Annotated in this window: 11 protein-coding genes; 2 read left to right on the top strand and 9 right to left on the bottom strand. The window is 32.3% G+C overall.

The features are described from left to right. Positions 1-83: 83 nt before the first annotated feature. The 5 genes from FLA105534_RS02805 to FLA105534_RS02825 form a co-directional block, all read right to left on the bottom strand. Positions 84-665, bottom strand: coding sequence for an OmpH family outer membrane protein (locus tag FLA105534_RS02805; protein ID WP_173964526.1), 582 nt, complete (start codon positions 663-665; stop codon positions 84-86). Positions 666-1,349: 684 nt separating this feature from the next. Continuing rightward, on the bottom strand, positions 1,350-2,198 hold the full coding sequence (locus FLA105534_RS02810; RefSeq protein ID WP_173964527.1) for a class I SAM-dependent methyltransferase: 849 nt from the start codon (positions 2,196-2,198) through the stop codon (positions 1,350-1,352). A 381-nt stretch (positions 2,199-2,579) separates the two neighbouring features. After that, the gene (gene mnmG / locus FLA105534_RS02815; protein WP_173964528.1) at positions 2,580-4,451 is read right to left on the bottom strand and encodes a tRNA uridine-5-carboxymethylaminomethyl(34) synthesis enzyme MnmG; all 1,872 of its coding nucleotides are present in this window, start codon (positions 4,449-4,451) and stop codon (positions 2,580-2,582) included. A 385-nt stretch (positions 4,452-4,836) separates the two neighbouring features. Then, positions 4,837-5,256: an rRNA maturation RNase YbeY gene (ybeY, locus tag FLA105534_RS02820; protein WP_173964529.1), complete on the bottom strand. Its 420-nt coding sequence runs from the start codon at positions 5,254-5,256 to the stop codon at positions 4,837-4,839. Next, positions 5,253-8,651: a coiled-coil domain-containing protein gene (locus FLA105534_RS02825; protein ID WP_173964530.1), complete on the bottom strand. Its 3,399-nt coding sequence runs from the start codon at positions 8,649-8,651 to the stop codon at positions 5,253-5,255. The genes ybeY and FLA105534_RS02825 overlap by 4 nt, the downstream gene beginning before the upstream one ends. A gap of 162 nt (positions 8,652-8,813) precedes the next feature. Between FLA105534_RS02825 and gltX the strand changes: the two genes are divergently transcribed. Continuing rightward, positions 8,814-10,319: a glutamate--tRNA ligase gene (gene gltX / locus FLA105534_RS02830; RefSeq protein ID WP_173964531.1), complete on the top strand. Its 1,506-nt coding sequence runs from the start codon at positions 8,814-8,816 to the stop codon at positions 10,317-10,319. 133 nt (positions 10,320-10,452) lie between these two features. Continuing rightward, complete coding sequence (locus tag FLA105534_RS02835; RefSeq protein WP_173964532.1) at positions 10,453-11,436, top strand: SPFH domain-containing protein; 984 nt, start codon at positions 10,453-10,455, stop codon at positions 11,434-11,436. Between the two features lie 20 nt (positions 11,437-11,456). Here the strand turns inward: FLA105534_RS02835 and FLA105534_RS02840 are convergent, their stop codons facing one another. The 4 genes from FLA105534_RS02840 to FLA105534_RS02855 form a co-directional block, all read right to left on the bottom strand. Beyond that, a complete protein-coding gene (locus tag FLA105534_RS02840) occupies positions 11,457-11,711 on the bottom strand; it encodes a DUF6327 family protein (RefSeq protein WP_173964533.1) in 255 nt (84 codons plus the stop codon). 2 nt (positions 11,712-11,713) lie between these two features. Continuing rightward, a complete protein-coding gene (locus FLA105534_RS02845; RefSeq protein WP_173964534.1) occupies positions 11,714-12,064 on the bottom strand; it encodes a competence protein in 351 nt (116 codons plus the stop codon). Between the two features lie 127 nt (positions 12,065-12,191). Then, the gene (locus FLA105534_RS02850; protein WP_173964535.1) at positions 12,192-12,518 is read right to left on the bottom strand and encodes a YtxH domain-containing protein; all 327 of its coding nucleotides are present in this window, start codon (positions 12,516-12,518) and stop codon (positions 12,192-12,194) included. A 90-nt stretch (positions 12,519-12,608) separates the two neighbouring features. Then, positions 12,609-13,088, bottom strand: a complete 480-nt coding sequence (locus FLA105534_RS02855; protein ID WP_173964536.1) for a hypothetical protein — start codon at positions 13,086-13,088, stop codon at positions 12,609-12,611. Between the last annotated feature and the right edge of the window lie 968 nt (positions 13,089-14,056).

The following is a 14,056-nucleotide window of genomic DNA, read 5'->3' on the forward strand; positions in this document are numbered from 1 at the left end:
ACTAAAAGTATCGCATTTTTATAAAAGAAAAAACCTAAATCTTGACAGATTTAGGTTTTTAAATTTAGTTAGTTAGTTTGGTATTATTTTTTAGCAGCTTCTACTTCTTTTACTGCCGGTTTTTCTTCTGATTTTGGGCTTGATTTATACTTATCATTCAAAGCTTTTATGATATCTTTTGTAATATCATATTTTTCTTCAGCGTATAAAATTGAAGCAGCATCACCAGTTCCGTAGATATAAGAGTAACCGTTTTTCTTACCGTAATCTTTGATGAATTTTTTAACTCCACTTACTAGAGAATCCATTTCAACACCACTTTCCTGTTGCAATTGTTGAGACAAAGCCTGTTGAGCATAACCCAATTGTTGTTCTCTTTTTTGTAACTCAGCACCTCTTTGTTGGGCCCAGGCCTGACCGTTAGCCTGTGCTTGACTTTGAAAATTAGCAGCGTCTTGTTTAAAACGTGTAATCTCAGCTTGTAGTTGTCTTCCTTTTTCTTCTGCTTGAGCTTTGTACTTTGCTTCAAGGTCTTTTGCTTCAGTGTACTCTTTCATTAAAACTGAAGTATCTACGTAAGCTGTTTTTACTTCCTTAACTTCTGCAGTTTTGCTACACGAAACGGCGAAAATTGAAAGTGCGATAATTACTAATGCTTTTTTCATTTTTTGAATTTCTATTTTTTTAATGTATTGGAGACAAAAATATAAAAAAATAAATAGCATCAACATAAAGTTTAAAAAATGCTATAATTTTATGATATTAGTTTTATTTATAGAGAGGAATTTTACCATAAAACATCGCTATTGAAAGCGGCTTTCACAGCTTTTATTTAAGCTGTTTTCTAAAAAAAGACAACACAAACCTTCCTCTTCCATTAGAAAATGCCTTAGACGCACTTATTTTCCGTTTTAAGCTAATTATAGGGGCTAAATCTGCAGAAAACAGCGATTTTGACTGCTGCTCGAAATTTGATCACAAATCAGCAAAAAAAATGAAGTTAAAAAAACTCATTTTTCAATTTTTGTATTCTTCGAACAAAACTTAAAGTAAAATTTGATTGGAAGTATTTTCTCAAATGCAAAAAAGAAATGGCTCCAAAAAAGAAAAACTTTTATTCTTTTTAAGTCATTGCATTCAAAATTTAAAAAAGCAAAATTTCAGAGCAAAATTTGAAAAAATGTGTCGTTTTTTATGACATTAGTTTTACTTATGGAGTCCCATTTTACTATAAAATATCACTATTAAAAGTGGCTTTCATAGCTTATATTTAAGACGTTTTCTAAAAAAAGACAACACAATACCTCTTTTTACTCTAAAAAACGCCTTAAATGCGCTTATTTTACGTTTTAATTGTTTTTCAAGACATAAATGTGCGATGAATACTCTTTTGTATTGCCCGCTTTTAAATTTGATCTTAATCCCACTAAAAAGGCACTGATATAATTCATTTTTCCGGTTTTGTATTTTTCGGATAACAAACTCACATAAAAAGAATCAAATTTCATAGGAAGTACTTTTTCCAATTTCATATCTACTTTTTCAAAAAGAGACTGAATCGCTTTTTTAGAAAAATGCCAGAAGTGAATTGGCACATCATAAGCTGCCCAAAATTCATTATAATATTTTGCATCATACGATTTGAAATTTGGAACCGCAACAATTAAAGTTCCAGTTGGTTTTAACAAACGCTTCAATTCCTGTATTTGCAATTCTAAATTTGGCACATGTTCTAAAACATGCCACATGGTAATTACATCAAAAGAATTATTTTCAAGAGCATCAATTCCATTTACAAAAGAAATTCCTTTTTCTATCGCGATATTTTTTGCTCTATCACTTGGTTCTACTCCAACAGTTTCCCAACCGTCATTTTTTGCTGTTAATAAAAAATCTCCCGTTCCCGCACCAATATCTAAAATTCTTCCTTTTTGAGATTGTTCTTCATTGATTAAATTCAGCTTATTTTTTAAAGCTATATTTTTCACAAAATGATATGCTTTTTCAAACAAGGACCTTTTATTGTCGGTATGAGAAATATAATCTTCACTTTCGTAATATCTTCCAAGATTTTCTAAATCGGGTTGTGGAGAAGTAATCAGCATATCTAAAGTTTCATCGTAATACAGATCAAAAATTTCTTTAGATACAGAATGGTCTTTTACAGTAAGAAAATGTTTTTTATTTAAAACGTTCATTTTTAATTATAGGTTTTTAATAGAATTTGGCAACATACTTTTTTCATTACACAACAGCTGTTAATGCAACAAGTTTTAATTTATAACTTTTAAATGCACATCAATGCATCACGCTAAGTTTTTTAGATTTTTTTCAATGACATCAAGGTTTAGCAAAATAGTTTCACGTGGAACAAATTTCTTTTGTTTTTATAATTTACTTTTTCTTATACTTTAATAACACACTTTTCTACAATCGAAAAAATGTGAAATATTAAACTTGAAACTTCAAACTTGAAACTTCAAACTTGAAACTTCAAACTTGAAACAAAAAAACCTGAAACTTCCAACAAAGAAAACCTGAAACAAATAAAGACGCACTAACTGTGCGCCTCTAATTTTCTATCTTCCCATGTAAATCAATAATACCGAAATATCACTAGGAGAAACTCCGCTTATTCTCGAAGCCTGCGAAATTGTAACAGGACGAATCTTGCTTAACTTTTGCTTCGCTTCTATTGACATTGATTTTATTTTTTCATAATCAAAATTCTCAGGAATTTTCACTTCTTCCAAACGAGTAAGCTTATCAGCATTATTTCTTTCCTTTTCGATATAACCGGAATATTTAACCTGTATCTCTGCTTGCTCTAAAATTTCCTGATCCAAATCATTCTCTTCTATATACGCTTTCACTTTTTCAAATTTCAGCATATCTTCCAAATCAATTTGCGGACGAGAGAAAACTTTAAACATTTTATCACCTTGTGAAATTGGAGCTGTTTCCTTAGCTTCTAAAATGGGATTTGTTTCAGCAACCGAAACGCTCGTTTCTCTAAAGAAAGCAACCATCTTTTCAGATTCGTTTAATTTCTTCTCCATTCGGCGCAAACGCTTTTCAGAAGCAAGACCAATTTCATGAGACATTGGTGTTAATCTAAAATCGGCATTATCCTGACGTAACAAAGTTCTATACTCTGCTCTTGATGTAAACATACGATAAGGTTCTTCCGTTCCTTTCGTAATCAAGTCGTCAATCAAAACTCCAATATAAGCTTCATCGCGTTTCAAAATCAACGGCGCTTTTTCATGTACTTTCAAATGCGCATTTATACCAGCCATCAAACCTTGAGAAGCCGCTTCTTCATATCCTGTTGTTCCGTTAATTTGTCCGGCAAAATATAAACCTTCAACCAACTTTGTTTCCAAAGTATGTTTCAATTGTGTTGGCGGAAAATAATCATATTCGATTGCATAACCCGGACGGAAGAATTTCACGTTTTCAAAACCGGCTACAGAACGCAATGCTTTAAATTGAATATCCTCCGGAAGTGAAGTCGAAAATCCGTTCACATAAACTTCGCAGGTATTCCATCCCTCCGGCTCCACAAATAATTGGTGACGCTCCTTATCTGCAAAACGATTAATCTTATCTTCTATCGAAGGGCAATATCTTGGACCAAGACTTTTGATCCTTCCGTTAAACATTGGTGAACGATCAAAACCTTCTCTCAAAATATCATGAACATCCAATGAAGTATACGTCATGTAACAAGACCGCTGATGCGTTAACGGAGTTGTCAAATCAGAATAAGAAAACTTATCCGGCTTTGCATCTCCTTTCTCTTCGTTCATTTTAGAATAATCCAACGAACGTCCATCAACTCGTGGTGGCGTTCCTGTTTTCATTCTTCCTGCTTCAAATCCTGCCTGAACCAAATCTTCAGTAATTCCTGTTGCAGCACTTTCACCCGCTCTACCTCCACCAAACTGTTTTTCTCCAATATGAATCAAACCGTTTAAAAAAGTTCCGTTTGTCAACACAACCGATTTAGATCGGATCTCAACTCCCAGCGAAGTTTTGATTCCTTTTATCTTTCCATTCTCAATAATCAAACCTTTCACCATCTCCTGGTAGAAATCCAAATTTGGAGTTCCCTCCAACATCATTCTCCATTCTTCTGCAAAACGCATTCGATCACTCTGAACTCTTGGAGACCACATTGCTGGTCCCTTCGACTTATTCAACATCTTAAATTGAATAGCCGTTCGGTCAGAAACAATTCCTGAGTATCCACCCAACGCATCAATTTCACGCACAATCTGTCCTTTTGCAATTCCACCCATAGCCGGATTACAAGACATCTGTGCAATGTTCTGCAAACTCATGGTCACCAATAAAGTTTTGGATCCCAAATTTGCTGCCGCTGCCGCGGCCTCAGAACCTGCATGACCGGCACCGACTACAATAACATCGTATTCTTCTAAAAACATTTCTTTTTACTATTCTCTGGAAACCGTTTAAGGCGGTCCTCAGAATTAATTTTTACATTCTTTTGTTCCACGTGGAACGCGGATTTTGCTTCAGGTTTCAAAATTCAAGTTTTTAATCTCAAACTAGAAACACCTATTTAAAACCTAACACTTTACTTTTTCAAACCTTTGCGCTTTTCAAGCCTATTGTTTCACGTGAAACAATTAAAGATCTCCAAACTCAGTATTCTTTCTGTTCCACGTGAAACATTTACAAACTCTCCGTAACACGAAAATCTACTTCACCTTTCACATGTTCCACGTGAAACACTTTAAGTTACTTTCTCTTTTTTCTATTTTGTTTCACGTGGAACACATAAAACAAAATCAAGAAAAAGAATTTAAGCTACTGTTCCACGTGAAACATAGCGATTTTTTCATCTTCTTTAGATCGCATTAACTCGGCTTCAGCATCACTTTTATCTTTATATCCACAGTAATGTAATATACCGTGCGCTAAAACTCTTTTCAATTCTTCAGCAAAAGAAACATTAAAATCTTTAGCATTATCTTCTACTCTTTCAACAGAAACAAAAATATCTCCGTTAAGTTCGTTGCCAACAGTGTAATCAAAGCTGATAATATCTGTTAGTGTGTCGTGATCCAGATATTCTACATTTATCTTATGAAGATACTCATCATCACAAAAAATATAATTTATCTCTCCTTCGTTTTTGTTTTCAGAAACGATAACAGCACTTATCCAATCAGAAAAAGCTTGTTCGTTGTCTAAAGTAAATTCGGTTTCGTAATTAAAATTGATCATTTTGTATTAAAATATTCTTGAACTTTTTGATTAAAATTCGAGCGCAAAGGTAGTGATTGTCTGTTTAATATCTCCACACTGTTTAAATATTCCAGTAACGAACTCGGCAATGCGTTTGTTCTATTAGGAAATTCAGTCTTATTGGTTTCAGATTGACGCTTCGTATCTTGGCCTTGTTGTTGAACTGCGTTGTTTAATTTTAGTAATTCCTGCTGAATATTAAGGATACGTTGCAAGTTCTCATTCTTAAAACCTTTATTCAAAATTTGTTTTTCAGAAGCTTTCATCTGATCGATTACAGATTTACCTTGAGAATCTAGTCCTTTTTTTACAAGTTCTTTTTGCAAGGCCTCACGTAATTTTACTTGTTCTTTGTAAATTTCCATGATTGCCTCAGCATCTCCTTCTCCATCATTGTCCTTCATCTCCCCATTACTTTGACTTCCATTTTTATTTCCCTGACCAGTTTTACCATCACCGTTTTTACCTTTACCATCCTTACCATTACTTTCTTTACCTTCACCATTTTTTCCTTCGCCCGGTTTATCTCCTGATTTATTCCCAGGTTTATCTCCTGGTTTACTACCCGACTGCATTCCTTCTTTCATTTTATCACCTAACCCTTTTTGCTTTTGAATAATATCCGGCAATTGCATCCCTTGTCCATCCCCAGGTTTTGGTTTTCCCGATCCCGGTTTTGACATAGACATCTGCATGTTGTTTAATAAATCACTTAAAAAATCGGCAAGTTTATTAGCAGAAGAAACTGCATACTGCTGATGAGATACTCCTTTTGGAACCTGAACATCGCTCAAACTTTCAATCGCTTTATCAATATTGTACTGCACATTACCAATTTCCTTTGTTACATCTTCTGCCACTTTAGGGTTACGAAGTGATAAAGCAAACAAACTATCATCAACATATCGAAACTGCTGTTTCAGGTTTTGTTGAATTTTAATATTCTTTGTGTAAGCCGAAGACCCCAGTTTCATAGTTCTAAACTGTTTCATCACATCTTCCTGAGATAAAGAATACGCTAAAAGGTTATCCAGAATTTGACGTAACATGGCAACATCTTCTTCCATTTGCTCCTGCTCTCCACCTTCCATACCAGCATCCATTTGTTCGGCCATGCTTTTCATCTTCTTAGCAGCACTCTTCTGTTTTGGTTTGGCCGAAGACGAATTCTTTTTACCCAATTCTTCAGAAGCTTTTTGCAAATCATTCTTTACATCTTTTTCTTTCGAAGCATCAGATGGAATATCTAATGGAGCTTTTAACGTTTTATTTTCTTCTTTCAGATCCTTTAAATCTTCCTGGATTTTATCAAAATCTTTATTGATGTCTTCCTGCTTATCCTGTGTATTCTCTTTGTCTTTATTTGAAAGTTGTTCTTGTTTTTCTGCAAGCTTGTTTAATTTTTCAGCAACCTGTTCTGCTTTCTTAGACACATAAAAACGTTTGGTTAATTCTACCAATTGCTCCAAATTACGAGATTGATTCTTACTAATCTGTTTGAATTTTTCCATCTTATCAAACAAATCTTCGCTGTTCAATTTATCATTTAAGCTCTTCAATTCATCCATTAACTTCTGATTTTTTTCCAAATCCTTTTCTGCATTGTCGAGTCTCTTTTGTAAATCATCAGCCGTTTTGTCTTTTTTATCAGACTGAAACTTATCTAAATTCTTATTCATTTTCTCTGTAAACTGCTTCATCAATTCATCCTGTTGTTTCTGACGTTTGATAAAATCATTTACTTTCTGCTGATCTTTAAACTCTAAATTGTCTTTCTCTTTTCCTGCCTTCTGAATCTTATCTATTTCAGAAAATTGCTTGGTTTGATTTTTTAAAGATTTCTCTAAACTATTAATATTCGCATTCTGTTGTTGCAATTCCAAATCATGAATTTCATCCGTAGTCGAAACACGATCAGAGAACACAGAAGATCTTGTACTCTTGAATCCATGAGGCGTATCGTTATCAAAAACTTCAAAATAGTATTCGTAAGCTACTCCCTCCTGCACCGCCAGATTACTTGGAAAATTAAAAACAAACTGATCAAATACTCCAGACTTCACCGGTATTGTTCCACGCTTGGCAGTGTTTGGTTTGTTTCGTTCGTAATAAACAACCTGCAATTTAGACAAGCCGTAATCGTCTCCTAACCTTCCTAAAACATAGTTTTTATCTAACTTTAAACTATCCGGAGCAGGTGCAACATTGATTGTTGGATGCTGATCCTTGATAACTGACAGCTGATAATCTAATTTTTCGTAGTTTTTAACCTTATTATTCGATGTAAGAATTTGATATTCTGTATTTTGACTGATGTTTTTAGTCAATTTAAACTCATTTTCATCCTTATTAAACTTAAAAACTGAGTTATCGTCCCTCCAAACAATCTCCTGAGTTGATTGTGTTTTCATTTTCCAGGTCACCAAAGTTCCTTCAGGCAAAATAGCATTCCCCGTTCCCAGAATAGTTTCTGATTTTCTTTTTAAATAGGATGGAAAATTAAGAACCATTTCGAAGTTGGCAATTGAAGGAACTGTTATAACTTTTAACTCATACTCCTCCGATGAAACAGAATTTCCTTCAAAAGAAAACGAAACATTCTCTACCGGTTTTTCAATTTTGAATTCAAACTTTCCTGGTTGAGCTGATTCCATAAAATAACTTTCATTACCAATATGAATCATCACATTCTCCGGAACCACCTTTCCAACAGATTCAATTTTGACAACGAAATCTTTGTTCTGCTCTGTTTGTAAATTATGATTCAGCACCACAAATTTAAAAGGTGCCAGTGGTAAAAAGGTAGCATTAAAATGTACGACTCTATTTAAACTTTGAGAAATAACATTGCTGTTTCCTGAAATATAAAACACAGCAAAAAGCAAGACCGGAACAATTGCTAATGGCAAATACTTTTTATTGGTCTTAAAATTGATTGCATTCCCAAAAGGAATTGGTTGTAGAGAATTGGCTTTTTGCTCTATGGAAGCCATCATCAATTCTGAACTTTCGGACGAACTTTCGGAAGCTGACAATTGCAGAAAATTAGTTAGTTTATCACTTACTTCTGTAAAATGATTTCCAATAATAGCCGAAGCTTGGTTGTAGTCTATTCCTTTTTGAAGTTTAAATAACTTAAAAACCGGAAATAAAATAAATCGAAACAAAAGAAAAACTTCTACTCCTATAAATAACCAAAACAATACGGTTCTTCCAAATGGTTTTAACCATAGGAAATACTCGATGAAAAGTGTAAAAAGAAAATACAACAATCCGAAACCAATAAAAAGAAGTCCTCCTTTTATCAATTCGTTTGTATAATACTTTTTTATAAATGCTTCTAGCTTTTGGTATATAGCAGATGTTGTTTTCAATGTGAATCTGTTTTATTTATAACCTATAAAAGTACTAATTTTAATGATATAATGATCAATTCGATAATTAGTCAATTGTATTACAAATAAGTCATTATCACAATTAAAGTCATTTTCTAATTATCTAATTAGAGTCGTATCTTTGCATCAAAATTTAAACAAATGTCAAAGCAAGTTCGTGTGCGTTTTGCACCAAGTCCAACAGGACCACTACATATTGGCGGAGTTCGTACTGCCCTATTCAATTATTTATTTGCAAAAAAAAATAATGGTGTTTTTTATTTAAGAATTGAAGATACTGATCAAACTCGTTTTGTTCCCGGTGCAGAAGCTTATATTATGGAAGCACTGGAATGGTTAGGAATTGCTCCTGAAGAAACTGTTGGAAAAAATGAAAAATTTGGTCCGTACAGACAAAGTGATCGTAAAGAATTATACCAAACTTACGCCAGTCAACTGATCAATTCCGGATGGGCGTATTATACTTTTGATACTTCGGAAGCTTTAGATACTTTGAGAAAAGAACAAGAAGCCGAAGGAAAAACATTTATTTACAATCATACTATTCGTGAAAAACTAGATACTTCATTAGTAATTTCTGCTGAAGAAGTTGCTAAAAGAATCGCTAATGGCGAACATTATGTAATTCGTTTTAAAACTCCGGTTGATGAAACTTTACATTTGAAAGATATCATACGTGGTGATGTAAAATTTGAAACCAGTTTACTTGATGATAAAGTCTTGTTTAAAAGTGACGGAATGCCAACATACCACCTAGCCAATATTGTTGATGATCATTTGATGGAAACATCACATGTAATTCGTGGTGAAGAATGGTTGCCATCAATGCCTCTTCACGTTTTATTATACAGAGCTTTTGGTTGGGATGCTCCGGAATTTGCACATTTACCTTTGATTTTAAAACCAGTTGGAAACGGAAAATTATCAAAAAGGGATGGTGATAAATTAGGATTTCCTGTCTTCCCGTTAGAATGGAAAACAGAAGAAGGCATTTCTTCCGGTTACAGAGAAAAAGGATTTTTCCCCGAAGCGGTTGTAAACTTCCTTGCTCTATTAGGTTGGAATGATGGAACTGACAAAGAATTATTTTCATTAGAAGAATTGGTAGAAGCTTTTGACCTGAATAGAGTTCATAAATCTGGAGCTAAATTTGATCCTGAGAAAAACAAATGGTTCAATCATCAGTATCTAATCAAACAAAATGATGCAGATTTAGCGAAAGACTTCTCTCCTATTCTAACTGAAAAAGGTATTGATATTTCTAAATTTGATCTGACAAGAATTGTTTCCTCTATTAAAGAACGTGCACATTTCGTATCAGAATTTTGGGATTTAACGGATTTCTTTTTCCAGGCTCCTACATCATATGATGAAAAAGCAAGCAAAAACTGGAAGGAAGAAACTCCAACTTTGATGCAGGAATTAATTTCGGTTCTTAAAAATATCGAAGATTTTACTTCTGCCAATATTGAAACTATCGTAAAAGATTGGTTAACGAAAAATGAAATTGGAATGGGTAAAGTAATGCAACCTTTCCGCTTGAGTTTGGTCGGAGCCCTTAAAGGTCCTCACCTATTTGACATTGTTGAAATCATTGGAAAAGAAGAAACTATTTCGAGAATTCAGAAAGCAATTTCAACTTTATAAGCAGAGTTCCATTTAATTATAGAAACGCTAAGTAACATCAAACAAATGTTCTTAGCGTTTTTTTAATGTTTTAAAATTTTAAATTGGAAGAATATTCGTAATTTACAACATCAAAAACTAAATAAGTATCACCATGAACACAGCATTTATTATTATTCTAGTCCTGGCATTCTTCATACTAATGTCTTCCTTTTTTACTGTGAAACAACAATCTTCGGTAATTATAGAAAGATTCGGTAAATTTTTGAGTGTTAGAAATTCAGGTTTGCAATTAAAAATTCCGTTGGTCGATCGATTGGCCGGACGTGTTAATCTTAAGATTCAACAGTTGGATGTTATTATTGAAACCAAAACTAAAGACAACGTTTTTATCAAAATGAAAGTTTCGGTTCAGTTTAAAGTTATTCAGGAAAAAGTATATGATGCTTTTTATAAACTTGAATATCCACATGATCAGATTACTGCTTATGTATTTGATGTAGTTCGTGCCGAAGTTCCCAAACTAAAACTTGATGATGTTTTTGAAAGAAAAGATGATATTGCAATTGCGGTAAAAAGAGAACTAAATGAAGCAATGACTACTTACGGTTATGATATTATCAACACTTTGGTAACAGATATTGATCCGGACATTCAGGTAAAAAATGCCATGAACAGAATTAACGCCGCTGACAGAGAAAAAACTGCTGCTGAATTTGAAGCTGAAAGCTCCAGAATTAGAATTGTTGCTAAAGCAAAAGCTGAAGCTGAAAGTAAACGTTTACAAGGGCAAGGTATTGCAGATCAACGCCGTGAAATTGCAAGAGGTCTTGTAGAAAGTGTTGAAGTTTTGAACAATGTTGGAATTAATTCTCAAGAAGCTTCTGCCCTAATTGTAGTCACACAACATTATGATACACTCCAAGCGATTGGTGCCGATGCTAATTCAAACTTAATTCTATTACCAAATTCTCCGCAAGCCGGAAGTGATATGCTAAACAATATGGTTGCTTCTTTTACGGCATCCAATCAGGTTGGTGAAATGATGAAGAAAAACAATAAAAAAATTGTAAAACCAAAACCAATCGAACCACAGCAATCAGGTTATGAAGATGACATTCAACCAGAAGTAAAATAATTATTCAAAAAGAAAGAGGCTCATTTGCCTCTTTTTTTCTTTATAAACCAGTTGATAATAAACGGTAAAATAGATTGTAAAATTTGCGGATAAGAACTAAAAAAGTATTCTTTATAAGAAGAAAAAACTCCGTTTACAATACTTTGCGGTGTTATAGACTCTTTTGTTTTTTGGAAACTTAAAACTAATTTTTGATAATTAATCTCCTTCTCCAGCTTCAGAATTTCTAAATCTCTTTCGATCTCCGCATATGATGAATATTTTTTCGTCTCCATAATTAATCATTAAAAAATATTTCTGAAAATTTTTCCAAAATTGGTCCTTCAACAAACTTATCTTTTACAAAGAAAAGCAATATTGTGGCCACAAGATAGATCCCTCCTACCGTTAGAAATCCTAATGTATAACTCCCAAACAGGTAACTAAAAGCGAAAGCTGCTGCTACAGATCCAAAAAGTAATACCATTCCAACACATAGTAAAATCAAAGTAAACTTAAAAATTAAGGTAGTTGACTTCATGGCAACCTTAAAACCCCAAAGTTTATAGTAGGCCAAATGACTATCGAGATAAATTTTAGCCTGATCCTGAATATTTTCAGTATTTTCTTTTAATTCTTCAAAAGCCATAATTATAATTTGATTAAAAAAAGAAGCACAAAACTCATGATTTAAAAATTGTAGTTCAATTATTCTAAAGAGTAAAATAATCTACACAATCAATAAAATCATACTAAGCTTTGTGCTTCTTGGATTATTATTTCTGAAGTTTAGCGTTTTGTGCTTTTAAATCAGCCAGTTTAGTTTCTAAAAAACTAATTACTTCTTCTGTTTTATAACTCATATTTGAAAGTAATTCACCATAAGTTCCATCTAAATTTTCTTTTGCATGTGTAAATTTTTCACGCAAAACCTCAGAACTTGCTGAAAGCGAATCTTTCAAATTATGTGTTGCATCATCTAAACCTTCCTTAAGTTTAGCACGAGTTTTAGATCCTTTGTCGGGAGCAAATAAAATTCCAATCGCTGCACCAGCGGCCGCAGCACCTAAAATTGCTGCTACAGTATTTAAGTTCTTTGACATAATATTTCGTTTAAATGATTAATAAAGGTACTCTTTTTTTAAATTATAAAATACTGACTTGAGGTTATTTAATAAAAGTTAACACTAAATTTAATACGCATAAGCTACAGCTTCATACTTTCCATCTGCTTTTTCAACAATGCTCATAAACGGATATCCGTTTGAAGCCAACTTTGATTTGACTCTCATTGCAGTTTGATTTTTATTAGCGATTGGCGATTCTCCTTTTGTCTTTGTTGAGACACCACTAAAATTAGCTACCTGTTTCAAACCAACTGTCTTTTCCTGAGGTAAAACAGTAACCAATTTATAATCTGATTTAGAATCGACCACCACTTTATCAGATACTTTTTTTGATTCTTTTGTTTGCTTATTGGTTAACTGTGAAACAGCATACTTGCTAATTTTATGTTCTTCAGAACTTCCGTTCAATGAATAATAAATTAGATCATTCTCCTGTTTGATAAAATTAACATCCAGTTGTTCCCCATTGTGTTTTGTAATTTGATGGGTCTGCCCTATTGCAATATTTGCAAATAAAAACGATAGTGTAATAATGATATTTTTCATAAGTAGATAAACTTTAAATTCTTAAATTTTTGAAGTCAAAAAATGAAGATCAAAATTTGAAATTATCAGTAAAAATAATTCTATGTTATTTACCATTATGAAATCACTTTGAAAAAATACTGATACATTGATGTATTATCAAAATCAAGTCACAATAAAAATTAGAATATAAAACAACTGATACGAATTCGTGTTTAGAATTAAAACTAAAATAAAAAATTATTCATTTTTAAACTTTAGCCCAACTCAATTTCGATTCCCAACTATGATTTCAAATTATCGAAAAAAACTTCTCCTATTTGACGTTTGCATAAAAATACGAACTTTATAAACAATTGCGTGTTAATAACCCGTTAAACTGAGAAAAATAAGGTCAAAAATTAAAATAAAGACCCAAAATCAACGATTATTCAATAAATGAGTTAGTAGATAGAAGAAATAAAAAAACGTCTTAGAACTAAATTATGAAAGCTGTTTTTAATACAAACAATCTATAAATTTTAAAAATATAATAGTTTTTATAAATAATAAATTAAATAATAAAAAAATACAATTTCAATAATTAAAATTGATTCTTAAATTTATAGGTTCATATCTCTCAAAAATCTGCAATTGGATCAAAATTTAGGTCAGAATATACAAAACGGATGTATCTGCCAATTTTATAAACAAACTGTTGTTAATAAGGTCAAAAATACGCTGAAATAAAGGCTAAAGTTAAAATAAAGACTAATTTTTAACTATTTTTCAAAAGATGATTAATGAGTCGAAAGAATTAAATTTTTCGCTTAAATCTAATTTATGGAGGTCATTTTTTAATTAAAACATCTATTATTTTTTACAAAACCATAGATTATACAAATAATAAATAAAATACTTATTTTTAAAAATAACAATAATTAAAACTAATTATAAATTCAGCTGAATTCATTTTCACTGAAAATCTCAAATTGGATTCAAATTTTGGC

This window comes from Flavobacterium collinsii (genome assembly GCF_902804485.1).
GTDB classification, from domain to species: domain Bacteria; phylum Bacteroidota; class Bacteroidia; order Flavobacteriales; family Flavobacteriaceae; genus Flavobacterium; species Flavobacterium collinsii.

Bases quoted from the DNA above. Each gene is read 5' to 3' on its own strand.
- FLA105534_RS02805 (WP_173964526.1), bottom strand. From the start codon at position 665: ATGAAAAAAGCATTAGTAATTATCGCACTTTCAATTTTCGCCGTTTCG.
- FLA105534_RS02810 (WP_173964527.1), bottom strand. From the start codon at position 2,198: ATGAACGTTTTAAATAAAAAACATTTTCTTACTGTAAAAGACCATTCT.
- mnmG (WP_173964528.1), bottom strand. From the start codon at position 4,451: ATGTTTTTAGAAGAATACGATGTTATTGTAGTCGGTGCCGGTCATGCA.
- ybeY (WP_173964529.1), bottom strand. From the start codon at position 5,256: ATGATCAATTTTAATTACGAAACCGAATTTACTTTAGACAACGAACAA.
- gltX (WP_173964531.1), top strand. From the start codon at position 8,814: ATGTCAAAGCAAGTTCGTGTGCGTTTTGCACCAAGTCCAACAGGACCA.
- FLA105534_RS02835 (WP_173964532.1), top strand. From the start codon at position 10,453: ATGAACACAGCATTTATTATTATTCTAGTCCTGGCATTCTTCATACTA.
- FLA105534_RS02840 (WP_173964533.1), bottom strand. From the start codon at position 11,711: ATGGAGACGAAAAAATATTCATCATATGCGGAGATCGAAAGAGATTTA.
- FLA105534_RS02845 (WP_173964534.1), bottom strand. From the start codon at position 12,064: ATGGCTTTTGAAGAATTAAAAGAAAATACTGAAAATATTCAGGATCAG.
- FLA105534_RS02850 (WP_173964535.1), bottom strand. From the start codon at position 12,518: ATGTCAAAGAACTTAAATACTGTAGCAGCAATTTTAGGTGCTGCGGCC.
- FLA105534_RS02855 (WP_173964536.1), bottom strand. From the start codon at position 13,088: ATGAAAAATATCATTATTACACTATCGTTTTTATTTGCAAATATTGCA.